Source organism: Marinomonas sp. 63XJN7_7_ISO-PGPR-S23-202 (assembly GCF_056173505.1).
Map to the genome: position 1 here is coordinate 3,932,868 of NZ_CM149677.1, position 26,458 is coordinate 3,959,325.

Consider the following 26,458-nt stretch of genomic DNA (forward strand, 5'->3'; position numbering starts at 1 on the left):
CCTATTCTAAAAGGTTGATCGAAGCTTATGTTAAACACAAATCAGAACTGCAATATTGGATTTGTCGGCCTAGGAGTCATGGGCAAAAACCTCGCCCTTAATCTAGCCGACCATGGCTATCGAGTTGCAGGTTTTGATCTTGACGCCAATAAAATTAAAGACGTTCTTGATACCGAAGAGCGTGAGCGTCCAGATACTCAAAAGGAAGCCCGTATAATCGGCTGCCCTAACATGGAAAACATGTTAAGCAACCTTGCCAAACCTCGAGTGGTCGTTTTGCTCGTTCCTGCAGGCAAACCTGTTGATATCGTCTGTAACAACCTAATTAAAGCCGGAATAGAATCGGATGATATCGTCGTTGACTGCGGCAACAGCCAATGGACAGATACCATTCGACGCGAAGCAGAATACAAAGACTATTTTAAATTCTTCGGCACCGCCGTTTCAGGTGGTGAAGTCGGCGCACGTTTTGGTCCTTCCTTAATGCCAGGTGGAGACGCAGACTCATGGAAACACTTGCAACCAATGTGGGAAGCCGTGGCGGCGAAAGTTGATGAAAACGGCAAGCCAATTATCAGCAACACCCCAGGCAAGCCAGTCACCGAAGGTGAGCCTTGTACGGCTTATCTTGGACCCAATGGCGCTGGCCATTATGTCAAAATGGTACACAATGGCATCGAATACGCCGATATGCAGCTCATATGTGAAGCTTACCATTTGGTTCGTTCTTTACTTGGCTACGAGCCAGAAGAAATTGGCAAACTGTTTGAACAATGGAATCAGGGGGATCTAGACAGCTATTTAGTAGAAATCACCGCTGATATTCTGCAGCAATATGATGCAGCAACAGGGGCGCCACTGGTTGACATGATATTGGACAGTGCTGGCCAAAAAGGAACAGGACGCTGGACTTCCATCAGCGCAACACAAATGGGTGTCCCTGCTGGTATTATCAGTGAATCTGTTTATGCTCGCGCGCTCAGCACACTCACAACAGAACGCGAACATGCTGCTGGCATCCTGACGGCAGAGCTAGAAAGCGGCGATATTGTTGCGGAAGAGGTTGAAAAAGCCATAGAAGAAGCTCTGTATTGCGCTAAAATTTGTGCCTATGCACAAGGCTTCCAACTCATGCGTGCAGCAGAAAAAGAATATGACTGGACATTCAACTTCAGTGATATCGCGAAAATTTGGCGTGGTGGTTGCATCATCCGCGCGTCTTTCCTACAAAGAATTGCCGATGCGTTTGATGGTAATCGTGAGCTTGAAAACCTGTTATTAAGCGATTACTTCGCTGAAACAATGGCCAAAAAACAAGCTGGACTTCGTAAGGCCGTAGTATTAGCCGCCCAATCAGGCGTGCCTACTCCCGCTTTCTTCTCTGCTCTGGCTTACTTCGACGGTTACCGTTCAGAGGTGTTACCGGCAAACCTACTACAAGCCCAACGAGATTACTTTGGGGCTCACACTTATGAGCGCGTCGATGGTGAACCAGGTCAGAAATACCACACTTTCTGGCAAGAAGAAGGTCGCCCTGAGCGTAAAGTGTAAGTAGCGAGTTATTACAACACTTTAGATAGCGAACAAAACGCAACTTATCAACGAGTGTTTATACCTAAAAAAGCCCAAATATTATTTGGGCTTTTTTAGGGCAACACAGGCACAATGTAGCTTTTCCTTTACCTACTCTTTCATCTGCTTTTCCATGGCTGTTAACATACCACGCAACATTCCCAATTCTTGTTGGTCCAACTGCGATCGTTGAAACAAACGACGAAAGCGCGTCATCACTTTTCCAGGTGTTTTCGGCTCTAAAAATTCTGTTTTTACCAAAACGGTTTCCAAATGCTCAAGCAGAAAATCAATCTGCTCAGCGGTCGCTGCGGGCAAATCCCACCTAGAAGCGACGACAGGTGCATCCTTCATTAACAAGTATTTCATCCTCAGTTCATAGACGATCACTTGCACGGCGGCCGCTAAATTTAATGAACTGAAGGTCTCCACTGAAGGAATATGCACATGGTAGTGACAACGTTGCAATTCTTCATTGGTCAAACCACGATCCTCACGACCAAAAACAAAGGCCGTTTCTAACCCTTCATCAAAAGCCAAATCAGCCGCTTGGCGAGGATCCACTAAAGGCCAAGGAATATGACGTTCACGAGCACTGGTACCAATCACCAACTGACAATCAGCAATCGCTTCTTCTAACGTGTCTACCACAACCGCATTGTCGAGCAGATCGGCCGCGCCAGAAGCTCGACTAATTGCTTCATCACTTGGAAAATGTTTTGGAGCGACCAGGTACAAATTGGCTAACCCCATATTTTTCATTGCCCGTGCAGCCCCACCAATATTGCCAGGGTGGGAGGTATTAACAAGGACAATTCTTACTTTATTCTGCATGCTAGACACTATCCATTTTTCTAAAAACGAAGATTGCTGCGAATGTTAACAGCTTTTTTAGTAAAAACCTTAAACTGCTCAGTTTTTCACCAATTATTCACTAGCCAACAAACAACCTTTACGTTAGAATCCGCCCTCTTATTCAAGCAGATCCAGAGCATCTTATAAAAAAGCGGCAAACCATTCGTTTCGTTCTCTTTTTCACTCTGGATAGGCCTATGCTCTTTAACACTTTATTAGCAACTTCTACTGCCCTTTTTAGGCCGTGGACGCATTTTCATTAGAAAGACGGTAACCTATGCAACCTAGAATTAATGTCGCAATCAAAGCCGCTCGCGCAGCAGCTGAATACATCATCCACTCTCAAGAAAAGCTCCTTTTCGACAAAGAACAAGGCCAAAATGCCGCACAGGTGTACCAAACTGTATGCTCTGGTGCAGAACGTAGCATTGTATACCACCTTGAAAAAGCCTACCCTGGCGACACCATCACGACTCGTCTACAAGGTACTGTACAGACAGGTGAAGAAGGTGAATGGATTATTGACGCGATCCAAGGACAGCATTTGTTCACCCGTGGTCTAACTGGCCATGTTATTACCATGAGTTACTTAGTTGCTGGTAAAGTAGAGCACGCATTGGTGCTTAACCCTCATACGAAAGACGAGTTCTACGCTAGCAAAGGTCGTGGAGCTTATCTTAATAATTCTCGCATTCGTACCAGCACGGCACGTGATCTGGACAAAACCACTCTAGCAGCACAATTTCCTGCCACCGATCGCACCGCGCCTTATTTAGCAGGCCAATTAGACGTCTTATCGGATCTTGCTCAAAAAGGTGCTCGCGTTGTCATGCAAGATGCACCAGCACTGATGTTGGTAAACGCTGCTGCAGGTCGTTTAGATGCAGCTTGGGGCATCAAGCTGCAAGAATGGGAAATGCAAGCCGCTTTGTTTATTGCCAAAGAAGCAGGCTGCCTATATGCCACCTTTGATGGCTCTCCTAACATTGAAAGTGGCGATGTTTTGTGCGCGAACGCACGTCTCTTCAAAGTACTGCTGCCTATTTTGAACAAGCACCTACTTTAACAGTGTAAAAAGGTCGCTGACGCATACCGGTTCGACCACTCTATCTGTTTATGTCAGATAAGTAATATAAAAAAGCCCGTTTATGGCAACACATAAACGGGCTTTTTAATGTTTAACGAATTAACCAACATTTATGCTTTGTAGATATTTTGGTAACAGTAGTTGGTTGCCTCGACAAAACCGTCCACACTACCGCAATCAAAACGACGACCTTTGAATTGGTAAGCCAACACACAGCCCTCTTTTGCTTGCTGCAAAATAGCATCGGTAATTTGTACTTCACCATTGCGACCAGGAGGCGTATTACGAATTTTATCAAAAATATCAGACGTTAGAATATAGCGACCAATAATGGCTAAATTAGAAGGCGCTTCTTCTTTGTTAGGCTTCTCAACCATGTCCGTCACACGGTATAAACCTTCCATCATAGAGTCACCTTGAATCACACCATACTTGTGAACTTCATCTTCAGGCACCTCTTCAATGGCAACAATGGAACAACGGAACTGATTATACAGCTTCACCATTTGCCCCATAACTCCATCGCCTTCTCCTTCGCCAAAGCACAGGTCATCGGCTAATACGACACCAAACGCTTCATCACCAATCAGTGGCTCACCTGTCAGAATCGCATGTCCAAGACCTAACATATTGTTTTGACGGATAAAAGAGAAATTAACATTGTCAATTAAATGACGAATACCATCTAAATACTGTTCTTTGCTGGTACCAGAAATCTGATGTTCAAGCTCATAGCTGACATCAAAATGATCAGCAATGGCACGCTTACCACGGCCAGTCACAAACGTGACATTATCCAAACCCGCCTGTACGGCTTCTTCCACACCATACTGAACCAGCGGTTTGTTAACGACGGGAAGCATTTCTTTTGGCATCGATTTAGTCGCTGGCAAAAAGCGTGTACCGTAACCAGCAACAGGGAACAAACATTTGCGAATCATACTCTTTCCTTAAATAAACAAGTTTATCAGCAACCACAACCATGGTCATTTTAACTTAATACCCTTCCAGAGACTCTCTGAACAACAGAAGATAGCCGCTCCAAAACGGGTGAGTTTAACTTAAACCAATGCCAATAGACTGGCACAGATAATTTTTTTTGTGGAAACAAAGACACGAGCCGACCATCCTCCACCGCTTGCTTTACTTGTATACTTGGAATTAATGCACAGACTGTACCACCAAGTACCATAGAGACAAACCCATGAGAGGATGGGTACCAATGGCTCGTATCAGAATCCAACGGCATTCCTAAGCACTCTTTCACATAACGTGCCCATAACTCATCATTCTCATCATAAATCAATGACGGCGCACGAGCCACCGACCTAACATTAATCTTACACCTATCACATCTAAGTACATTTTCTATAAACTCAGGCGAGGAAAACAGCTCATAGTCCATATAACCTAGCAAGGTGGAAGTCCCACCAGAAACAGGAGTACCAATTTGACTAATACAAGCCACCACTTCCCCACGTTGTAACAACTCTCGCGTTTTACCCTGATCTGCCGCCTTGATATGCAAACGCGTATCATCCAGTCGCGAAAAGTCCGTCACCACCTCACTAAACCAAGTCGCCAGTACATCATTGTTCACCGCAATAGACAAAGGCTGGCGAGCATTTCCAGCTTTTAAGATACCAAACAGACCGTCTTCTAACATCGCCACTTTATTGGCATGGGCAAGCAGTTGCTCTCCCAAGACCGTAAGTTCAATGGGTCTAGCTCGAATCAATAGTGGCCCGCCACACTGTTCTTCCAAACGCTTCACTCGTTGGGAAACGGCTGATTGCGTTAAGTTTAAGTGCTGAGCCGCTTTTTCAAAACTTTGAAAGCGTACAACCGAGCAAAAACAGGCAACAGAATGATAATCCAACATAATATATTCTAATGTAATTAAAATTTTATTAATTTATTTTTATCGAAAAATCCGTTTAAGATCAAGCTAAACGTATCAGCAAGCAAAAACCTACAGAGAAACAACATCATGGCATTCCTAAGTGGATTGATTACGGGCGGTGGCCTCATTGTCGCCGTGGGAGCACAAAATAGCTTTCTATTGGAGCAAGCCCTAAAGCGACACATGGCGTTCCCCATCGCTCTATTATTCATCCTAAGCGATGCATTAGCGATTTCCTTAGGTGCGTTTGGAGTTGGCGTGCTAATACATCATCAGGCAGGTCTTCTGGAACTATTTCGCTGGTTTGGGGTACTATTTTTACTTTGGTTTGCTTACCAAAAATGGCGAAGCTCTTTTCAGGAAGAGCACCTTATTGTACAACACATAACATCAAGGCTATCGATATGGCCTCTGTTTTTAATGGCATTGGCTGTCACCTGGTTAAACCCACATTTCTATTTAGATACCATGGTCTTAATGGGCAGTTTGGCCAATCAATTTTCAGACAGCACACTATTCTTTGTTCTTGGTGGAATTAGCGCATCCATTATATGGTTTTTATCACTGTCTATTCTCGGCCACCTGTGCGCGAATTGGCTAAGCTCTGTTCGTTTCTGGCGCTGGTTTAATCGAGCAAATGCCCTGCTCATCAGTATCATTGCCATAAAAATCGCCACACAATCATCGTTTTAGTCGCATCAACAAAAGCGCAATTGACGATAAGAGTGTGGCGTTTTGAAAGAGCCAATGAGCAACAAACCTTATAGTTTGATCTCTACCTCATGACTCTCTTCCACAGGCGAAATAGAAGAATCGGCTTCGACCAACATTTCTGCCGTCACCACCGGACTGACCGCCAAGGCCACTTGAATTTGATCCCCTTGTTCTTCGATGATCATTGGTGGTTGGTAATTTATGCGATACAAGGCGACCAGCGCAACGCTTAAGTTCATCGCGGAAATAAACCAAAACAATGCATCGATACGCACCAAATCCATTAAGGCGGACGCAAACAAAGGTCCGAAAATCCCACCAACCCCGTTAAGTAGAATCATCCCACTACTCGCAGAGAGAATTTGCTCAGGTCGTAACTGGTCATTAATATGGGATGAGGCCAAGGAATACATAGGGAAGGTAAAGGCTCCAATAAAGAACATGCCAATCATCATAACGATTTCACTCTTCATCGACGCACCAAGCGGCACGACAAAGGCACCGATGGCCCCCATTATGCCAACCCAAAGAATGGTCACTCGTCGATCTTGACGATCAGATAACTTACCAATCGGCCACTGTAAAAGCATACCACCGAGATAACTGGCCCCAATAAAGAGCGAGATTTTGCCAACATCCATGCCCATTCGCTGGGCATACAGAGCCCCCAGCCCCAAAATCGCCCCAGAAGTGACACCCGCAATGGTGACACCGGTTACCCCCAAGGGAGCGGTTTTTATCAGACCAAGAATATTGAGTTTTTCTGGCACAAGAATGGTGGGTGATGGTGTACGCACCAATAATAAAGGCACCAACGCAAGGGAAATTAATACAGAGGTTAAAATAAATAATCCGTAACCACTTGGCGAGGAGACATTAAGTAAAAACTGCCCCAAGGTTTGACTGGCCCATATTTCGATAACATAAATCGAAAACAAACGTCCACGAGTATTATTCGTCGCAATATCGTTCAGCCAGCTTTCGGTCACGATGAACAAACCAGCATAACACAGGCCTGTTCCCATACGCATCAGCATCCAGAACCATGGGTTCACTACCACAGATTGCATTAAGATGGTAACAGACGCCAAAGAAGCCACAGCAGCAAACACCCGAATATGACCGACGCTCTTAACCCAAGTAGGTACTAACTGTGACCCAAGAATAAAGCCTAAATAGTAGGCCGACATAATCAGACCCGTTGCCGTCGTATCAAACGATTCAATCGCGGCACGAATACCAATTAATGAGCTCTGTAAGGCACTCGCCATCGTGATAATAGCAATACCGAAAAGTAGGCTCCAAATTGGGAAAAGGGTTTGCTTGATCATGCAGATTCCTTTGAATTAGCGATAATAAACATTGTAGTGGTCATAATTTCGGCAAACTATACAGGCAGAAATTTGGAATGCAACACCAATTGACGTTACAAAAATAACGACTAGCTCCCTGTCCATTTAATGACGAATACAAAATTAAGGAGCACCTTATAAATAGATAAAAAAAGAGCCTTTTCAACTTTTAAATAGCCATTACCAAACAAAACGTGGGGGTGTGAAGTAAAGCACATTAAAACAGCTCCAATACACTGTAGCATCTGCCATCGCAACCCACGACGGAACAATAGACCCACACGTCTCATACAGTATAGACATTGAATGACCGGCTCTTTAAAAACACAAAGGCAAGAAAGTTTGTTCGTATATTATTAAGAGACCTTTGCACGATGTCACGAGCGACGCCAAGACGCGGCAAAAACAGACGAAAAAGCGGAGTTTATCCCTATAAATGAGCATTTTGAGTCTGTTTTTAACAAAGTATTGGCAAGCGCAGTAGTCGTGCAAAAGTCTCTAAGTGTTAAAGATCTAAATTAGAACTAAACAGCTTTGTCCTAATCGATAAACTCCAGAATGCCATTACTATTTTCTCGCAATATGCCGAGCTCCTTCCGAAGCAACGCAACAAAAGATTGCACCAAGCTCGATTTGGCTTTGTGGGCGGGGTAAATCAAATTGTAACGATATTCAATCAGCGGTTCAAAAGGCTTTAATAACAAGCCTAGCTTTTGATAATGCAACGCTGCAATAGGCTCTACAATTGACACTCCATCTCCTTGTAAAACCATAGCACAGGCACTGTGCACGAGTTGAGTATCCATCGTTTTTTTGACATACACATTAGCACTTTCAAAAACATTATCTATCTTAGAACGAATACTTTGCTCGATCCCAAGAGAAATAAACGATTCCCCAGCTAAATCTCCTGGGGAAATTACGGCTTTATTGGCCAATTGATGATTCGGAGGAAGAATACAAATCATCCGAGCTTTCGCCAATATCTCGGAGCCAACCGCTCTATCAGCAACCGGAATAGCCGACACAATCCCCACATCATATTGTTGACTGGCGACAAGATCCACAACCTGTTGAGTACTTCTAACTTGAAATGACAGAGAAACACCTTGATGTGCAGCATTAAAAGCATGGATGACTGTAGGAATAAACTCAATGGATACAGCAGGCATGGAAGCAATACGGAGAAAGCCAAGGTGGCACTCTTTCAAATCGTCGGCCGCTCTCGCTAAACGCTCAAGTGAGATAAAAGAGCGTTCTACTTCGGCATAAAATACATGAGCTTCAGGCGTCGCAATTAACCTTTTTTTGTGCCTTTCAAACATGGTAACGCCCAACTCTGCTTCAAAGTCGCTCAATAAGCGGCTCACTGCTGGCTGACTAATACACATCATATCGGCAGCACCACTGGTCGTGCCGTTTAGCATCACAGCACGAAATGCTTCTATTTGACGATAAGTAAGACGAGCCAAAACTCTCTCCAGTTCATAACAAAATATGATCAACTCATACTTATAAACGATTTGATGCTATTAATTCAAGCCATCATTATTGATCAATCACTAAACTAATAAGAAAAACATGACGGTCAGATAACCATCTAATTAAAAAATATGACAATCAAGAGGTCACAATGGAACAAGTCTTTAAATATGTCTTAACCATACTCATTAGTATTGTTGCGGCAAGCCAATTTGTACAAGTCGTCACCCGCTATGTGCTTCAAACTCCCGTAATGGGGTTAGAAGAAATAGCTCTCATACCAACCATATGGCTCTATATTTTAGGCAGTGTAAATGCTTCACGTGAAGACACACAAATACGCGCAAATGTGCTAGAGATTTTTCTAAAAACAGACAGAGCGAAGTTAGTTTTACACATCATTTCCGATTTTCTTAGCATCATGGTTTCTCTATGGCTAACATGGTGGGCTTGGCGTTACTTTGCATACTCAATTCGCATCTGGAAAGAAACGCCAACACTCTATATTCCTACCTTTACCTACGAATCATCCTTATTCATAGGCTTGTCTTTAATGACGTTATTTACCATTAGCCACTTATACAAAAACATCCTTAAGCTGATAAAAAATCAAAATCCCCCTAATAATTCCTCATCAATATCCTCTCTCTCCATGACAAAAAAGGACCATTAAAATGATCGAAATAGCCATATTGGCCTTTGTAGTATTGGTGCTATTTTTATCACTTGGCGTACCTCTTCCTTACTGCTTTGGTGCAGCCTTAATGGTCATGACCCTACTAGGCGAATCCACAATGCGCGGTATGATGCTCTGGGGCTTTAGTCAGCTAACCAACCCCGTATTGTTGGCCATTCCTCTGTTTGTTTTTGCCGGAACCATTATGAGCGTAAGCGGCATTGCTGGAAGTTTATTGAATTTTGTAAATGTCTTTGTCGGCAGAATACGTGGCGGATTAGGAGTGGTTGCCACAGTATGTTGTGCGATTATTGGCGCTATATCTGGAAGTGGTCTCACGGGTATCGCCGCTATCGGCCCTCTATTGATTCCAGAAATGGAAAAAAAAGGCTACCCGAGAGCCTACGCTACCGCCTTGATTGCTAATTCTTCTGTTCTTGGCCTACTCATCCCCCCAAGTGTCACCATGATAGTGTATGGGTGGGTCACAGATACTTCTATTCTAGCGAGCTTTCTTGCCACCTTAGGACCTGGACTGCTCATCATGCTAGGCTTTGCGATTGTGAATTTAGTGATGGTGCGTAAGTTTCCTTTAGTATTAGATGAATCACTCGATACTTCTGAACTGGTCAAATTGGCTACCAAGCGAACTATTCACGCTGGCCCAGCCCTGCTTATGCCACTTATCATTTTAGGAGGCATTTATGGTGGCATCATGACACCGACCGAAGCAGCCGCTATTGCCGTTATTTACGCTCTTCCCGTTGGCTTTTTCATATACAAAGGACTAACTCTAAAAAGTTTCTTTGAGGCAGGTAAAGAGTCTGCGACAGCAGTTGGCAGTATTTTGATCATGATTCTTTTCAGTCTTATGCTCAGCCAAATCTTTGTTATGGAAAATATCCCCCAAGCAATTGTTAATGGAATTTTTCATATAACTGAAAACAAAATTATCCTGTTGATACTCGTCAATTTGTTCCTATTTGTCATAGGAATGATAGTAAACGATATTACTGCCATCATTTTAACCGCCCCACTGCTCCTGCCTTTAATGACAGCATTACATATTAGCCCAATCCAATTTGCAGCCATCATAGGCGTTAATACGGCTATGGGAGGTGTGACGCCGCCTTATGCAAGCATTCTATATTTGGGGGCTCGCATAGGTAAAGTGAAGTTCACTGAGGTGGTTAAACCCTCCATGATACTTTTACTGTTTGGTTACATTCCAGTGGTGATCCTAGTATCCGCCTGGCCTAGCCTATCAGAGTACATCCCCAAAGCATTTGGTTATTAAAAAAAGCATGAATAACAACTCATAATCACAACTGGAGAAAACAAATGACTATCAAGAAACTTAAAAAATGGACACTTATAACATCGGTTTGTCTTTTTGCTGCTGCCCCCTTGTATGCAACAACATTAAAGCTTTCCCACGTTCGTCCCGAAGGCGCCACAATAGATGTAGACGTCAGACACTTTGCTGATGATGTCGCCAAAGCCACAAACAACAAGATCAAAATTCAGGTTTACCCTGCCAGTGCTCTGGGGGATTACACATTAGTGCAACAACGGGTGGGACTTGGTGCTGTCGATATGGCAGTTCAACCCCCTTCATCTTCTGTAGATAAGCGCTTTCAGATAGTGTATCTACCTTACCTTGTCAATAACTGGGCAGAGGCTAAAAAGGTCTTTGCCCCAAATTCCCCCCTTCGTAACACAGTCAGCCAGCTGTATGCCAAACAGGGTATTAAAGTTCTAGCGGGATGGCCTGTTTACTTTGGAGGTATCTCGCTTAATAAATATGTCGCTAACGCGGCAGATCCTAATGTTAAAAAAGGGATTAAATTACGTGTTCCACCAGTCAAAGCTTTCCAGCTTACCGCTGACGATATCGGCTATATTGGTTCTCCTCTCCCCTTTTCAGAAGCCTTTACAGCAGTACAAACAGGTGTTGTAGACGGTGTAATGGGATCAGGAGCGGAAGGATATTACGCCTCTTTTAGAGACGTCACCAAATACTACCTTCCACTCAATACGCATTTTGAAATGTGGTACCTCATTATCAACCAAGAGACCTTTGATGACCTGAATAAGCAAGAACAAAATGCGCTTATGACAGCAGCAGCAAAGTTTGAGAGTGCTCGTTGGGAATCTGCGGAAGCAGATCAGAAGCGTAACGAACAACTGTTGGTAAAAGCGGGAGCCACTATTTTACCCGTTACAGATCAGCAAATTGAAGAGACCTCAAAAATTGTTCGTCAAAAAGTATGGCCCGTGGTGATTAAAGATATGGGGGCGAAATGGGCAGATGGTGTTTTAGATAAAGCCATCGGTACTCATTGATTTAGCACCATTTAACATGGTGGTTCGATATTTTTCGAACCACCTATAATATAAGGACAATTCAAATCATGTATATTTCTGAGAATCAAAAAAGCTCAGATACCTGCGTAATCGGCGGTGGTATTGTGGGTTTAGCCATCTCACTAGGCCTATTACGTAACGGACACAATGTTACCTTGCTTGATGAAAACGACAATGGACTTCGAGCCTCTCGTGGTAATTTTGGTTTAGTGTGGGTTCAAGGGAAAGGAGATACTCTACCTCAATATGCAACCATTACTCGCCAATCCGCCAAATTATGGAAACCATTTGCTGATCACCTAAACGCAGAAACAGGCATCGACATTCAGCTAGAACAAAAAGGTGGATTGTATTTATGCTTGAGCGAAGATGAACTGCAAGCACGTCAAGCAATGCTTACAAAAATACAGCAAGCAGCGAAAAATGATTACCCATTTTCTACCCTAGATTTAGTACAAGTTAGAGAGTTTTTTCCAGAAGCTGGCCCAGAGGTAACAGGAGCCACTTGGTGTCCAGAAGACGGGCATTTAAATCCATTGCTTTACCTGCGTGCCATGACAGAACTTTTTCTAAAACACGGTGGAAAATTGGTTCACCAAGGCCAAGTTATCAGTCTCAAACAACAAGACAAAGACTTCACCATTACCACGCAAAATAATACTGTTTTTCACTGTGAAAAAGTCATATTAGCCGCTGGTTTGGGGAATCAAAGATTAGCCCCTATGGTAGGCCTAAACGCACCCGTTCAGCCTAACAGAGGACAAGTACTGGTCAGTGAGCGAGTTCGGAACTTTCTCCATTATCCAACAGGCCATGTTCGCCAAACGGGAGAAGGTACAGTGCAAATTGGCGATTCCAAAGAAGACGTTGGGCTTAATCAAGGCACAACACTCGAAACGATGGCCCTGATTGCTTCACGCGCCCGCAAGATGTTTCCCATTCTCAAAGATCTCCGTCTTGTCAGAGCATGGGGAGCTTTACGCGTAATGACACCAGATGGCTATCCTATTTACCAACAGTCTCTATCCAATCCAGGAGCGTACCTTGTGACTTGTCACAGCGGCGTCACCTTGGGCGCTTTCCACCAAGGACCACTGGCTGACTGGATTGCTAATAATGACTTTGATCCTGCTTGGGAGGTGTTTAATGCCAACCGATTCACACTTTAATAGACAAGCCATCCGTGAATCTTCACCTATTCCAGTCACTATCAATGGGCAAACAATTATGGTTCAACCCAATGACAGTGTCGCAGCTGCTATTTTATTGTCCGGTATAGAGATGAATCGCAGAACCCCTATCAGCGGAAAAAAACGCGCACCCTATTGCATGATGGGTGTGTGCTTTGATTGCTTAGTACAAATCAATGGCAAAGAAAATATCCAAGCTTGCATGACTAAGGTGGAAGCTAATATGGACATACGCACCCAAAATGGCGCCAGACTCATTCATCATGATCTGAACCCAAGCTAATTTGTATAGAAGAACAATACATCACACCAAACAACATGAAAGCAAACGATATGAAGCAAAAAAACTATGACCTCATCATTATCGGGGCTGGCCCTGCTGGAATGAGTGCCGCCACCACTGCGGCCTCCAAAGGCCTATCCGTTGCCATACTAGACGAACAAGCATCCCCTGGAGGACAGATCTATCGTGGTATCAAAGATGCCCCTCTAAGTGACTCCAAAATACTAGGAAAAGACTATTACGTTGGAAGAACGTTACTCCAGCCATTTGAGGCAAGCCAAGTAAACTATTTTTCCAGTAGCATGGTGTGGTCGATCGACGAAAAAAATCAAATTGCGTTTAGTTGCAACGGCAAAAGCCAGCTTCTTAGCGCTAAGAAAATTCTCATAGCTACTGGTGCTCTAGAACGTCCTGTACCTTTTGCTGGCTGGACATTGCCTGGTGTAATGACCTGTGGCGCTGCACAAATACTGTTAAAAACAACTGGCATCACTCCTAAAACCCCCTTGGTTCTAGCTGGCAGTGGCCCTCTTATGCTATTGGTTGCGGTGCAGCTTATGCAAGCAGGTATCCCCATCTCCGCCATTTTAGACACGACTCGAAAAGGGCAACTATGGAAAGCCTTTCCCTACTTCCCTGATGCATTAAAAAACCTTCCCCTGTTGTTAAAAGGCACAGGGTTACTTTGGAAACTTAAAAAATCCAATATACGCATCATCAAACAAGTAAACGAACTGACAGCCTTGGAAGGCGATACCGGACAATTAGCTCAAGTTATTGCAACAACCAAAAACACCAGCATAAAGATTGACTGCCAAACTCTGCTGGTTCATCAAGGTGTTGTTCCCAATGTACAGTTAAGCCGAGCACTAGACCTTGAGCACAAATGGGACCACTTGCAAATGTGCTGGAAGCCTGTTGTTAACGACTTTGGAGAAAGCTCTAGAAAGGACATCTTTATCGCTGGTGACGGCAGAGGTATTGCAGGCGCGATAGCCGCCAAATGGCAAGGAAAATTGAGTGCATTAACAATACACCAGCAAATAAATAACATCCATGACCAAGACTTAAAAGGCGAGATTAACGAAGCAAAAAATGCCCTCAATAAACACCAAGCCATAAGGCCTTTTTTAGATAAACTCTATCAACCTGCTCAAACCTTTCTAACACCGCCAGATAATGTCATAGTATGTCGTTGTGAGGAAGTCAGCGCTGGGGAAATTAGGCGGATAGCCAAACAAGGTTGCACGGGGCCCAACCAAGCAAAAGCATTTTGCCGAGCGGGAATGGGACCTTGTCAAGGTCGCTTATGTGGTCTAACAGTCAGTAACCTCATTGCACAAACCCTCCAAGTAGAAGAAGAGCAAGTCGGCTACTACCACATTCGTATGCCAATCAAACCCCTCACACTCAATGAGCTAGCGGACCTAAGTGACTAACCTCATACCATAAACACTGATCGATTAAAGACCTTTACTCGACATCGCGAGCAAAGGTCTCATCTAACAACTTCTCGCAGTTACACATCATCACGACTAAAATGTTTACCCAGTAAAGCATGATAGAAATTATGGTCATTTAATAAACCAACGCATTGCCCTGCATTTTCTAGTAAAAGAGGTTGCTTCGATTGGTAGCGAATTTCCACCGCATCACGCATTTTAATGGTCTCTGGAACACGAACAATAACGCCTTCTTGAAGATCCTCAATGTCCATTCCTTCTTCCCATTGAGCAGTTGCGACACTGTCACCTTGAGCAGAGTGCACATCGACAAACTCACCTTCTTTCAACGTCATCCAAAGGTTTTCCGTTAAAGAATAACGATTATCCTTTATGGGTAACTCTGCAATTGGCGTCATCAATGAATTACCACACAACACATGCAATGGGTTTGTATGAGCAACAAATCGCTCAACGTACTCAGTCGCTGGGTTAAGGACTATTTGTTCAGGAGTATTTTGTTGAACAATACGAGCCGATTCCATAATGGCTATTTTAGAACCAATCTTCAAAGCCTCATCTAGATCATGACTCACAAAAATGATGGTTTTCTTCAAACGCTTTTGCAACTCGATCAACTCATCCTGCAGCTGAGAGCGGATCAGTGGGTCCAATGCCGAAAAAGGCTCATCCATTAACAACACATCAGTGTCCATCGCAAAGGCACGCGCTAGCCCTACCCGTTGACGCATCCCTCCAGACAACTCATCGGGATATTTAGAAGCCCATTTATCAAGCCCCACCATTTTTAATTGCTCTTCCGCTTTCTCTAAGCGTTTGGGTTTTGGCATGCCCTGCATTTCTAAACCAAACGCCACATTTTCTAATACCGTTAGCCAAGGCATCAAAGCAAAACTCTGAAAGACCATTGACACTCGATGAGTACGCATACGGCGCAAGGTTGTATCATCACAAGAAGCCATATCGACCATCTTGTCTCCATCACGAACCATGCAACGACCACGAGCAACTTTATTGAGTCCATTCACAGCTCGCAGCAAAGTCGATTTACCAGAACCTGATAAGCCCATCAAGACACAAATTTCGCCTTCATTTACTTCAATATTGGCATCTCGTACACCAACCACATCCCCAGTCATACCAATAATTTCATCGCGGCCATGGCCTTTATCCATGAGTGGTAGCGTCTTAGCGAGGTTTTTACCAAACACAATGTCTATATTTTCAATTTTAACAACAGCCATGATTATCCCTCACGAGTCATTGATGGTGTTTTACAAATACGATCCAACATGATCGCCACCAAAACGATGGATACACCCGCTTCAAAACCTTGCGAGATATTAATCGTATTCAATGCTTGAACCACAGGGCGTCCTAAACCATTAGCCCCCACCAATGCTGCGACCACAACCATAGACAGAGACAACATAATACATTGAGTGACCCCCGCCATAATGCTTGGCATAGCGGCAGGCAACTCCACTTTGTACAGCAGTTTGGATTTTGTACAACCAAAAGCGAGCCCGGCTTCCAACAATTCATTTGGCACTTTACTCACGCCTAAATAGGTCAAGCGAATCGGTGCGGCAATGGCAAAAATAATGGTAGAAATCAAACCAGGCACGTAGCCCAATCCAAATAAAATCAAGGTAGGAATCAAATACACAAACGTCGGAATGGTTTGCATCAAATCTAAAATGGGTCGCAATATCATATACAACCAAGGTCTATGAGCCGCGGCAATACCGATAGGTACGCCAATCAGGACACTAAATGCCGTCGCCGATATCACCATCACCAAGGTTTCAACCGTATCCTGCCAGTAACCTAAATTCATAATAAGCAACATGGAAGCGGCGATAAACACCATCAAACCAATGTTCTTATGTAAAAACCAAACACCCACCACAACAATCGCAACGACGGCCAGCGGAGGAATCCACATCAGAGCGTCAACCATAGATGTGATCATGGTTCCTAATACATTAGAAATCATGTCAAAAAAACCGGAGGCATTATTTACTAGCCAATTAACAAATGTTTCCATCCATGCGCCAAGAGGAATTTTATGGTCCGTTAGCCAATTCATAGTCTTCTCCCGAATTAATTTCTTTGTATTGACGGTTCATGGCGAACCGTCAATACATACCTTTTCACTAACAACCTTATGTATTACTTAAGATGCATAAGGGAACTAGTTCACACCAAGATATTTTTTCACAGCCGCAAGACCGTTACCGCCAGACTTGGTTTTGACACCAGCTAACCAGCGAGTCAGCACTTCGGGATTTGCTTTCAGCCATTTTTTAGCGGCTGCAGAGGGTTGTTGACCATCGTTCATGATGTAACCCATAACTTGGTTTTCCATTGGCAATGAGAACTTAAGATTGGTGAGAAGCTTGCCAACATTAGGACATTCTTTAAGGTAGCCTTTACGCACATTCGTATATACTTTCGCACCACCGTAATCTGGACCAAAGTAAGCATCGCCTCCTTTTAGATAATTCATTTTGAATTCAGTATTCATTGGGTGTGGCTCCCAACCCAAGAAAACAATCCATTTATGACGACGAATATCACGTTTTACTTGAGACAACATCCCCGCTTCACTGGAGGAGACCAGTTGGAATTTACCTAGACCAAAAGCATTTTTCTTGATCATTTCGGAAATCAAACGGTTACCATCGTTACCAGGCTCTATACCGTAAATGCGGCCATTAAATTCTTTACGATATTTGGCAATGTCTGCAAAACTGTGCACACCACCATTGTAAGCTTCTCTATTGACAGCCAATGTATATTTCGCCCCCACAAGATTAGGGCCGATAACTTGTACCGCACCAGATTTCTCATAGGGCTCAATAATGCCTTTCATGGTTGGCATCCAATTCCCTAGGAAAACATCAATGTTTTTATTTTTTAATGACGAGAAAGTCACCGGAACGGACAAAAGATCTATTGTCGTTTTGTAGCCTAAGCCGTGAAGCACTTGAGTCGTTAATCCAGTTGTTGCAGAAATATCGGTCCAACCCACATTCGAAAATCGCACCGTCGAACAACTGTTTGCTGCCATCGTTAAGCCAGAAATACTGGCAATACCAACCAGCAATGCGGTTTTAGTAGCCTTCTTTAACATAACTTATCCTCTTTTTTTTAAAAACTCATCATGAAGCAATAAGCACCAATGCTTACCCTAGGTTGCAATGCAAGAAACGTCTTGCGACCACCTTTCCAGGCCAACCCTCGACCTAGAAAACTTGTTTAAAAACAAAATCTAAATAAGTTTGAATTTGTTTCGCAGACCGCGCTTTATCAATGCCGCCAGACAAAGACCCCCGTAGCCACATGCCGTCAATCAAAGCGGCAACCGTCTGCGCAATGTTACGCGCCTCGTCAATATCAAAATGATCTCGCAACACCACTACTAATGAGGTAAGCAAACGACGGTTATAAACATTTTGCAATCGGTACAATGACGGTGTATGCATGGCCGAAGCCCAAAACCCCATCCAAGCTTTAACCACTTCAGGGTTCGTTTGAGATTGACTAAAGCTGGCTCGAACGATGGCCATCACCCTTTCTTTTGCGCTGGCATTGTGTGCCTGTTGAACTTGCTCTCTCAAAATGTCAAAAAACTCACGAATCAAACTTTTCATGGTTTCTTCGAATAGACCATTTTTTCCACCAAAATAATGATTAATAATGGCAGGAGAAACGCCGGCGTTTTTACCGATAATACTGACCGTTGCACCAGAAAAACCGTATTCATTGATGGCTTCAATAGCCGCCTGAATAAGCTGAGGTTTACGAATTTTTTGCATTCCAACTTTTGGCATAATGCATCCTTTTTTATTAAACGGTCGTTTAATGAAAACATACTAGGCTCTTTTTATAATAATGGTCAACCCTTGACAAATCTAAATATTAGTACACTAATGAACATAAGATATTGATTTTTATAATAAAAATAAGCTTTAAAAAAAATTTACATCTTTTTTTTGGCATATAATGGACGCTTAAAGATAAAAAATAAGGAAATAAAACTAAAAAGTGCTCATGATGTGCTTAAAAATTCAACATAAATATGACATAACACATTGAAAATTCTACAAAATACGTGTTGACAAGATAATATTGGATAGAGTTCAAATAATTTAACAAGGAAAAATCACATGAAAAAGCCACATTTTGATTTCGATACCCTCATAGATCGCACTCAGACACAAAGTGATAAATGGGCAAAATACCCAGACGATGTTATCCCAATGTGGGTCGCAGACATGGACTTTGACTCGCCTGAATGCATCAAAAGCGCCTTAAATAAACGCATCGATCAGGGGGTTTTTGGTTACACCCACGCATCCAAGTCCTTAAACAATGCCATCCTAAACCACCTAGAACATCGATATCATTGGTCCATCTCTCCTGCAGCTCTCTCCCATCTGCCGGGACTGGTTTGTGCTTTGCATTTGGCGGTCAGGGCGTTTTCCAACGAAGGCGATGGCATCGTCGTACCCGGTCCGGTGTATTACCACCTGAACCGAGCCCCACAGCTCGCAAAGCGCCAGCTAATAACAGTTGATATGACCATCCAACGAGACCGTTGGGTGCCGGATTTCAATCAATTAGAAAAGGCCTGCGCGCAAGCTAATGCGAAAATGATTCTCCTATGTAACCCTCACAATCCTGGTGGAACCGTCTATACAAGAGAAGAATTAACGCAAATCCATACACTCGCGAAAAAATATGATTTGCTTGTCGTCAGTGATGAAATTCACTGTGACCTGATTTTTGATGGCCTGCAACATATCCCTTTTGCCAGTCTAAACGACGACGCCGCTAAGCGAACCATCACACTAATGGCCCCCAGTAAAACCTTCAACATAGCAGGATTGGGCTACGCTTTTGCCATTATAGAAAACGCGAAACTAAGACAGACATTTAACGACGCCAAAAGCGGCTTAATTCCTTACCCCAACATGCTTGGTTTGGTTGCGGCCACGGCCGCTTACCAAGAAGGCCAACAATGGCACCAAGCATTGTTGAACTACCTCACCAAGAACCGTAATTTTTTGCAACAATGGCTAGAAAAAACGCCGTTTTCGATGCAAACACTTGAGGCAACCTACCTCGCTTGGATCGATGTTTCGGCCTTAGATGTTGATAATCCTCATCATTTTTTTCTTGAGGCAGGTGTTGGTGTCTCGGATGGTAAAGAATTTGGTAATTCGGCCTTTATTCGATTAAACTTTGGGTGTCCCATGCGTCAACTTGAACAAGCAATTGAGCGCCTTGAAGTCGCCTTAAAAAAGAATAGGGTTTTATAGAGTTATTCTTTAAAAACAGGTTGTTAGGCAAAAATAAACTCTACTAAAAGAGGTTATTGCGATGACGTTACCTGCAAGCAATTTTATCGATTATTATATCCAGCACGCGGCCTCAGCAATGCGCGATGATCTGCATGAAATCATTGATATAATGACTATAATAGCGCCGGATGCCGAGCTCTCTTTTGACCTCGGCATCCCTTATTTCCAACAAGAATCAGACTGGCTTTTTGGTGTGGCGGCCCGCCAAGATCACCTATGTATCTATTTTTCAGATACCAGCCTGTTTTATTCCTTTGCCCAGCGTCTGAATCATGCTCAATTTGGTGAAAATTGCCTACGCTTTCATCGCCTTAATGAGATCAATGTCAATGTCTTTACTGAGCTACTCAGCCAAATCAAAGCCAGCGCCGTAAAACGCAATCGTGAGCGACAGACACATTATTTACATTGATCCATTGTGACTGCTGCCGCGTAATATTGACCATCATTCTTTTGAGGCCGATCAGCCATAACACAATTAAAGCGTGTCATTGCTGATCGGTACGTTTAAGATAGAAACCACTGATAAAACAAGATAACGAAAAAAGAAAGGCTCGCATAAAGGCGACACGCTTGATGATCGATTTTACCGAACGCATAGGTATTTTCTTGATGCTACTTAGTACATTGCTGGTTTGGCAATGGCAGCGCCCGCGTAAACCACTGCGCTTGGCAGTACAACGCTGGCGACATAACGCCGCCTTAATGCTAACGAATGCATTGTGTGTACGGCTCTTACAACCGCTGTTACTTTCCCTCGTCGCGCTACTCAATACCAATAATGGACTCCTGCACAGTCTCAATCTGCCTTACTGGCTTACCTTTATTCTCAGTTTAATGTTGCTTGATGCCCTCATTTACTGGCAACACAGGCTATTCCATCGTATTCCTTGGTTGTGGCGTATTCACAAAGTCCATCATAGCGATCCCGAACTGGATGTCAGCTCCGCTGTTCGCTTCCATCCAGTTGAAATTATCCTATCGTTGATGATCAAAGCCTGTGCAATTTGGCTATTGGGCATTCCCCTAGCCGCCGTTTTAGTATTCGATATTTTGCTTAACGGCTTTGCTATGTTTAACCACACCAATACACGATTACCCAACTGGCTTGAGCCTTGGGTACGCGCGCTTATCGTCACACCAGACATGCACCGCATCCATCATTCACGGCGTCCACAAGAAGCCCATAGCAACTTTGGCTTTTGCTTAAGCATTTGGGACAGATGCTTCCGCAGCAATACAACACGCCCTCTGGACGGGGATGAGCAACTGAGCATCGGCCTACCTAGCCCCGCTTACTCACCCCCACATTCTTTTATTAACCTTCTCGTTATGCCCTTTGTTTCACCTTCTATCGCAACAGGACATAACGTATCCAGCAACAAGCCCCCCATTAAACGGGATAAATAGTATAGGGAACACTATGAGTTATCACGCTATTAACCAAATTGAAATGCGCATTATTGGCTGTTTGATCGAAAAAGAAATCACCACACCAGACCAATACCCATTAAGCCTGAATGCGCTCATCAACGCATGTAACCAAAAGTCCAATCGTGAACCCGTCACCCAGTACAGCGAATTAGACGTACAAGACGCCCTTGATGCATTAGTGGATCGCGGCCTAGTCACTGAAATATCGGGCTCCCATAGCCGTGTCAGTAAATATCAACACCGCTTTTGTAATACCGAATTTTCAGACTTACAACTTTCGCCTGCGGAAACCGCGATTATCTGCTTATTGTTTGTACGTGGCGCACAAACCCCAGGGGAATTACGCTCACGCAGTGGCCGTTTATACGGCTTTCAAAGCCGTGACGAAGTGGAAAGCGCCTTACAAAGTCTTCACGAAAAAACGGGTGGCCCTTATGTTGAGCAGCTGGCCAGAGAACCTGGAAAAAGAGAGTCACGTTATCGGGAATGCTTCTGCACTGAGCATAATGAACAAGACAAGGCCGTGACCGCCACCTTTGGTGAACCTCACAGCCACCAGCAAAGTGACCAAGACCCTTCACTTATCAAACGAATCACTGACCTGGAAGAACAAGTCCTAAGCCTATTGGAGCGAATTGAGCGCCTCGAAAATGCCAGTGGACTATAATAGCAATTAGCGTCAGACTAGCCGTCTTTAATATAAACGGCTCTGCTCACCAGACATTCACATTAAGGAGACACCCATGAACCAGATACGCTGGGGAATCATTGGAACAGGCAACATAGCCCGCCTATTTGCAAGCGACTTTTGCCATGCGAAATCCGGTGAACTGCGTGCCGTTGCCTCACGGGAAAAGACCTCAGCGGATAACTTTGCTGCTGAATTCGACATTGAATTAGCCTTTGTTGATTACTACTCCTTGATCCACAGCAATGAAGTCGACGTGATCTACATCGCCACGCCACACATGTCTCACTTTGACCTGACTAAAGCCTGCATTATGGCGGGCAAGTCTGTTTTGTGTGAAAAGCCTTTCACCATCAACGAGGCACAATCTCAGGAGCTCTTTGAACTGGCTGCGGAAAAAGAAGTCTTTGTTATGGAAGCCATGTGGACACGCTTTAATCCCGTCATAGAGCAAGTGATTGAATGGGTCGAAGAAGGGGAAATTGGTACGCTTCATAGTGTTCAAGCCAATTTCAACTTTCTAGCACCAACCGATCCAGAGCATCGCTTAATGAACCTAGAAATGGGCGGCGGCGCTTTGCTTGACATTGGTATCTACCCTGTCTTCTTAGCACAATTGTTGTGTGGCAAACCCGACTTTATCCAAAACCAAGCCGTTATTGGTGAGACCAATGTGGATGTTTTTGAGCAGTTACTCTTAGGCTGGAACAGCGGACAATTGGCCTCCTTAGAAGCCTCATTAATCTCTTGCAACCCCAACCGAGCGGTCCTATCGGGAGCCAAAGGCTACATCGAAATTGACTCCCCTTGGTTCATGGCAAAATCCTGTCGTTTGATCAATCACGAAGGACAAGAACGCGCCGTGGAGTTTGATTTTCCAGGACTCGGCTATCAATTCGAAGTAGATGAAGTTAACCGTTGTCTGATGGAAGAACTACTGGAAAGCCCAAACCACCGTTGGGAAGACACCCTAGAACTGATCGCTACCCTTGACGAAGTCCGTCAAGACATCGGTCTTCAATATCCTGGAGAACCGGATTTTTACGAAGAAGACTTGGAACATCACCATCATGAGCACCACCATCATAAGCACTGATTGAGCAAAGCAGTGCTATCTAACCTAAGCATCTGACCTAAGCATCTGACCTAAATCTCCTGCTCTTTGGGAGGTTTAGGCCACCTTCTGCAAAACACTCTCTCACCCCTTCTCGTTATACCAATATTGATATATTCATTCCCTCAACTGGCATTTGAATCACCTCATAGAGAACTCTATTCTCAATACGTCAGAGAACTTAGTAAGTCGCTAACTCTCTCATGGAAAATAATAAAAATAAGAGGAATTTCGTATGATCGATCGCTCAAGACGTCAACAGTTATCATGGTTCGGCACACTCAAGCAACATATCCTAACGACCGTACTCTGTGTCGCATTGCCTGTGTGTTCTGTCTCTGCCAGCGCAGAAAACTTAACCATTGGCTTTTCGCAAATCGGCTCCGAAAGCGGCTGGCGCACATCAGAAACAGAATCCATCAAAGCCGAAGTGGAACGCCGTGGCTACAATCTAAAATTCTCCGACGCCCAACAAAAGCAAGAAAACCAAATCAAAGCGGTGCGCTCTTTTATTGCTCAAGGGGTTGATGGGATTTTGCTTGCCCCTGTCGTCGAAACTGGCTGGGATCAAGTGCTCAAAGAAGCAAAGCGTGCCCATATCCCCGTAGTCTTAGTGGATCGTGGCGTGGATGCTAATCCAGACCTATATCTCACCAAAGTTGCTTCCGACTTTAGGGAAGAAGGCGCCCTTGCTGCTTCTTGGCTAGCAGCAAAAACCAACGGCAAATGCAATATCGTCGAATTGCAAGGCACGGTGGGCTCTTCTGCGGCCATTGATCGCAAAGCTGGCTTTGATGCGGTTATCAGTAATTTCCCAAATATGAAAATCATCCGTTCTCAATCTGGGGATTTCACTCGCGCCGGTGGTAAAGAAGTTATGGAAAGCTTCCTGAAAGCCGAAAGCAATCCTAAAAAAGACATCTGCGCTCTGTTCTCCCATAACGATGACATGGCCTTAGGTGCCATTCTTGCCATGAAAGAAGCGGGGATCAAACCTAGCAAAGACATTCTTGTCGTCTCGATTGATGGTGTGCCAGATATTTTCAAAGCCATGATGGATGGTGAAAGTAACGCCACCATTGAGCTTAATCCACATTTAGGAGCGCCTGCCTTTGATGCCATTCTTGCCTATCGTGCAGGAAAAACAGTGCCTAAATGGATCAAAGCCAACGGCCCGCTGTACTTACCTGATACCGCCGCCGCAGAGTATAACAAACGCAAATAATGTGGCTTCCCCTTGGGCGTGCGTCATCTGTTTCTCATTAGGATGCCGCACGCTCACAGGCGTGAATGACGTATGAAGTAGGCCAAACAGGAGCGCTTACCCATGGCACCTCATAGCAATGTAAAAGACCACTCAAGAACGACAAGCGATCACCGCTCTGCCTTGTTAGAAATTCGTTCCCTCTCCAAATCCTTTACAGGTGTGCAGGCACTAAACGCCGTCTCCCTGCAAGTGAATAAAGGCGAAATTCATGCTTTGCTCGGCGAAAACGGCGCAGGGAAATCGACCCTCATCAAAGTCCTCACAGGCGTCCACCCAAGAGACGAGGGCGATATAAAGCTAGATGGCCGAGCCATCCACGCCCGTGATAGCGGCCATGCTCAGCAATTAGGCATAAGCACTGTCTATCAGGAAGTCAATTTAATCCCCAGTATGTCGGTCACTGAAAACCTAACCCTACAGCAACAGGAAAAATCCTTTGGCCTAATCAACTGGAAAAAAGCCGATGCACGCGCCAGAGCCCTATTGGCCAGAGTGGGACTGGAAAACATCGATCCATCCCGACAACTCGACCGCTACTCCATTGCCATACAACAACTTATCGCCATTGCCAGGGCCCTAAGCAATGAGGCAAAACTGCTGATTTTAGACGAACCGACCGCCAGCCTTGATGCCAGTGAAATCAAGCAGCTCTTTAGCTTGATGACTCAACTCAAAAACCAAGGCATGGGCATTATTTTTGTCACCCACTTTCTCGACCAAGTGTATGACATCACTGACGTTATCACGGTATTACGCAATGGCGAATGCGTGGGAACGTTTCCCACCGCCTCGTTAAGCCGTTCCGATCTTGTCAGCCATATGGTTGGTAAATCGTTAGACGATCTTGCCACCTCCAGCGACCATCAAACCACTGGAAAGCCTCAAAACACTCTACTGACCATGCAACATGTCGGAAAACAACGTTTTCTACATCCCCTTGATTTGACCATACATGCCGGTGAGATTGTCGGTGTGGCCGGTTTACTGGGCTCAGGACGAACCGAGTTATGCGAACTGGCCTATGGCTCGACAAAGCCAGACCAAGGTCACATTACACTCCACCAAGACTCATCAGCAACACCAACAGCTGAGCCCACCTCACTAACAAAAAAGTCGCTGCGTCAGACGATTCAATCGGGAATGGGCTATTGCCCAGAAGATCGTAAATTAGACGGCATCGTGGCCGAGTTAAGTATACGTGAAAACATGATTCTGGCCTTACAAGCCAGCAAAGGCTGGTGGCGCTCCATTGCCATGTCTGAACAGAAAAAACTGGTTGACGATATGATCAAACGCCTAGCCATAAAAACCCCAGATATGGACAAACCCGTGGGCGAATTAAGTGGCGGTAATCAACAGAAAGTCATTCTCGCGCGTTGGCTGATTACCCATCCAAAACTGCTTATTCTAGACGAACCCACCCGAGGCATTGATATTGGCGCACATCACGAAATTATCCAAATCATGCAAGAGCTTTGCGAACAAGGTATGGGCCTATTAGTGGCCTCATCCGAACTCGAAGAGTTAGTCATGTTTGCTCACCGTGTGGTGGTCATGAAAGATCATCACAAAGTCGCTGAGTTGCGCGGTAGCGATGTCTCAGAACAAGCTATCCTTCATACCATTGCGAGCTAAATGG

Annotated in this window: 25 protein-coding genes; 16 read left to right on the forward strand and 9 right to left on the reverse strand. The window is 44.4% G+C overall.

What is annotated here, in order from left to right; genetic code table 11:
* The first annotated feature begins 27 nt into the window (after positions 1 to 27).
* On the forward strand, positions 28 to 1,551 hold the full coding sequence (gene gndA, locus AC0VYG_RS18240) for an NADP-dependent phosphogluconate dehydrogenase (protein ID WP_475429338.1): 1,524 nt from the start codon (positions 28 to 30) through the stop codon (positions 1,549 to 1,551).
* A gap of 132 nt (positions 1,552 to 1,683) precedes the next feature.
* Here gndA and trmJ read toward each other — a convergent pair whose 3' ends face one another.
* The gene (gene trmJ, locus AC0VYG_RS18245; protein WP_475429339.1) at positions 1,684 to 2,406 is read right to left on the reverse strand and encodes a tRNA (cytosine(32)/uridine(32)-2'-O)-methyltransferase TrmJ; all 723 of its coding nucleotides are present in this window, start codon (positions 2,404 to 2,406) and stop codon (positions 1,684 to 1,686) included.
* 298 nt (positions 2,407 to 2,704) lie between these two features.
* Between trmJ and AC0VYG_RS18250 the strand changes: the two genes are divergently transcribed.
* Complete coding sequence (locus tag AC0VYG_RS18250; protein ID WP_475429340.1) at positions 2,705 to 3,493, forward strand: inositol monophosphatase family protein; 789 nt, start codon at positions 2,705 to 2,707, stop codon at positions 3,491 to 3,493.
* Between the two features lie 131 nt (positions 3,494 to 3,624).
* On the opposite strand, the gene galU is transcribed toward AC0VYG_RS18250, so the two are convergent.
* Both galU and AC0VYG_RS18260 read right to left on the reverse strand, forming a co-directional pair.
* The gene (galU, locus tag AC0VYG_RS18255) at positions 3,625 to 4,455 is read right to left on the reverse strand and encodes a UTP--glucose-1-phosphate uridylyltransferase GalU (RefSeq protein WP_475429341.1); all 831 of its coding nucleotides are present in this window, start codon (positions 4,453 to 4,455) and stop codon (positions 3,625 to 3,627) included.
* Positions 4,456 to 4,505: 50 nt separating this feature from the next.
* Positions 4,506 to 5,396 (reverse strand): ArgP/LysG family DNA-binding transcriptional regulator, encoded by an 891-nt coding sequence (locus tag AC0VYG_RS18260; protein WP_475429342.1) that lies wholly within the window; start codon positions 5,394 to 5,396, stop codon positions 4,506 to 4,508.
* Positions 5,397 to 5,504: 108 nt separating this feature from the next.
* On the opposite strand from AC0VYG_RS18260, the gene AC0VYG_RS18265 reads away from it, so the two are divergent.
* On the forward strand, positions 5,505 to 6,110 hold the full coding sequence (locus tag AC0VYG_RS18265) for a LysE/ArgO family amino acid transporter (RefSeq protein ID WP_475429343.1): 606 nt from the start codon (positions 5,505 to 5,507) through the stop codon (positions 6,108 to 6,110).
* A gap of 68 nt (positions 6,111 to 6,178) precedes the next feature.
* Here AC0VYG_RS18265 and AC0VYG_RS18270 read toward each other — a convergent pair whose 3' ends face one another.
* Positions 6,179 to 7,462: an MFS transporter gene (locus tag AC0VYG_RS18270; protein ID WP_475429344.1), complete on the reverse strand. Its 1,284-nt coding sequence runs from the start codon at positions 7,460 to 7,462 to the stop codon at positions 6,179 to 6,181.
* Between the two features lie 560 nt (positions 7,463 to 8,022).
* Positions 8,023 to 8,955, reverse strand: coding sequence for a LysR substrate-binding domain-containing protein (locus AC0VYG_RS18275; protein ID WP_475429345.1), 933 nt, complete (start codon positions 8,953 to 8,955; stop codon positions 8,023 to 8,025).
* Positions 8,956 to 9,116: 161 nt separating this feature from the next.
* On the opposite strand from AC0VYG_RS18275, the gene AC0VYG_RS18280 reads away from it, so the two are divergent.
* From AC0VYG_RS18280 to AC0VYG_RS18305, 6 genes are all read left to right on the forward strand, one after another.
* The gene (locus AC0VYG_RS18280) at positions 9,117 to 9,638 is read left to right on the forward strand and encodes a TRAP transporter small permease (protein ID WP_475429346.1); all 522 of its coding nucleotides are present in this window, start codon (positions 9,117 to 9,119) and stop codon (positions 9,636 to 9,638) included.
* A 1-nt stretch (position 9,639) separates the two neighbouring features.
* Positions 9,640 to 10,938, forward strand: a complete 1,299-nt coding sequence (locus AC0VYG_RS18285) for a TRAP transporter large permease (RefSeq protein WP_199474012.1) — start codon at positions 9,640 to 9,642, stop codon at positions 10,936 to 10,938.
* Between the two features lie 44 nt (positions 10,939 to 10,982).
* Complete coding sequence (dctP, locus tag AC0VYG_RS18290) at positions 10,983 to 11,987, forward strand: TRAP transporter substrate-binding protein DctP (RefSeq protein ID WP_199474010.1); 1,005 nt, start codon at positions 10,983 to 10,985, stop codon at positions 11,985 to 11,987.
* Between the two features lie 68 nt (positions 11,988 to 12,055).
* Positions 12,056 to 13,177: an NAD(P)/FAD-dependent oxidoreductase gene (locus AC0VYG_RS18295; protein WP_475429347.1), complete on the forward strand. Its 1,122-nt coding sequence runs from the start codon at positions 12,056 to 12,058 to the stop codon at positions 13,175 to 13,177.
* Positions 13,155 to 13,481: a (2Fe-2S)-binding protein gene (locus AC0VYG_RS18300; RefSeq protein WP_199474006.1), complete on the forward strand. Its 327-nt coding sequence runs from the start codon at positions 13,155 to 13,157 to the stop codon at positions 13,479 to 13,481. The genes AC0VYG_RS18295 and AC0VYG_RS18300 overlap by 23 nt, the downstream gene beginning before the upstream one ends.
* Positions 13,482 to 13,531: 50 nt before the next feature.
* Positions 13,532 to 14,920 carry an FAD-dependent oxidoreductase gene (locus AC0VYG_RS18305; protein WP_475429348.1) on the forward strand — a complete coding sequence of 463 codons (1,389 nt, stop codon included), beginning with the start codon at positions 13,532 to 13,534 and terminating at the stop codon, positions 14,918 to 14,920.
* An 80-nt stretch (positions 14,921 to 15,000) separates the two neighbouring features.
* Here AC0VYG_RS18305 and choV read toward each other — a convergent pair whose 3' ends face one another.
* The 4 genes from choV to betI form a co-directional block, all read right to left on the reverse strand.
* The gene (choV, locus tag AC0VYG_RS18310; RefSeq protein WP_475429349.1) at positions 15,001 to 16,188 is read right to left on the reverse strand and encodes a choline ABC transporter ATP-binding protein; all 1,188 of its coding nucleotides are present in this window, start codon (positions 16,186 to 16,188) and stop codon (positions 15,001 to 15,003) included.
* A 2-nt stretch (positions 16,189 to 16,190) separates the two neighbouring features.
* A complete protein-coding gene (gene choW, locus AC0VYG_RS18315; protein WP_475429350.1) occupies positions 16,191 to 17,036 on the reverse strand; it encodes a choline ABC transporter permease subunit in 846 nt (281 codons plus the stop codon).
* A gap of 105 nt (positions 17,037 to 17,141) precedes the next feature.
* Entirely contained in the window at positions 17,142 to 18,083 is a 942-nt protein-coding gene (locus AC0VYG_RS18320) for a choline ABC transporter substrate-binding protein (protein WP_475429351.1), read from the reverse strand.
* Positions 18,084 to 18,195: 112 nt separating this feature from the next.
* The gene (gene betI, locus AC0VYG_RS18325) at positions 18,196 to 18,783 is read right to left on the reverse strand and encodes a transcriptional regulator BetI (protein WP_475429352.1); all 588 of its coding nucleotides are present in this window, start codon (positions 18,781 to 18,783) and stop codon (positions 18,196 to 18,198) included.
* A 336-nt stretch (positions 18,784 to 19,119) separates the two neighbouring features.
* On the opposite strand from betI, the gene AC0VYG_RS18330 reads away from it, so the two are divergent.
* The 7 genes from AC0VYG_RS18330 to AC0VYG_RS18360 all read left to right on the forward strand — a co-directional run bounded on the left by AC0VYG_RS18330 (position 19,120) and on the right by AC0VYG_RS18360 (position 26,454).
* A complete protein-coding gene (locus AC0VYG_RS18330; RefSeq protein ID WP_475429353.1) occupies positions 19,120 to 20,274 on the forward strand; it encodes a MalY/PatB family protein in 1,155 nt (384 codons plus the stop codon).
* A 61-nt stretch (positions 20,275 to 20,335) separates the two neighbouring features.
* Positions 20,336 to 20,728, forward strand: a complete 393-nt coding sequence (locus AC0VYG_RS18335) for a DUF1801 domain-containing protein (RefSeq protein ID WP_475429354.1) — start codon at positions 20,336 to 20,338, stop codon at positions 20,726 to 20,728.
* Positions 20,729 to 20,892: 164 nt separating this feature from the next.
* Positions 20,893 to 21,726: a sterol desaturase family protein gene (locus AC0VYG_RS18340; protein WP_475429355.1), complete on the forward strand. Its 834-nt coding sequence runs from the start codon at positions 20,893 to 20,895 to the stop codon at positions 21,724 to 21,726.
* Between the two features lie 13 nt (positions 21,727 to 21,739).
* Entirely contained in the window at positions 21,740 to 22,417 is a 678-nt protein-coding gene (locus AC0VYG_RS18345) for a YceH family protein (RefSeq protein ID WP_475429356.1), read from the forward strand.
* Between the two features lie 76 nt (positions 22,418 to 22,493).
* Entirely contained in the window at positions 22,494 to 23,534 is a 1,041-nt protein-coding gene (locus AC0VYG_RS18350) for a Gfo/Idh/MocA family protein (RefSeq protein WP_475429357.1), read from the forward strand.
* A 253-nt stretch (positions 23,535 to 23,787) separates the two neighbouring features.
* Entirely contained in the window at positions 23,788 to 24,777 is a 990-nt protein-coding gene (locus AC0VYG_RS18355; protein ID WP_475429358.1) for an ABC transporter substrate-binding protein, read from the forward strand.
* A 102-nt stretch (positions 24,778 to 24,879) separates the two neighbouring features.
* On the forward strand, positions 24,880 to 26,454 hold the full coding sequence (locus tag AC0VYG_RS18360) for a sugar ABC transporter ATP-binding protein (RefSeq protein WP_475429359.1): 1,575 nt from the start codon (positions 24,880 to 24,882) through the stop codon (positions 26,452 to 26,454).
* The last annotated feature ends 4 nt before the right edge of the window (positions 26,455 to 26,458 follow it).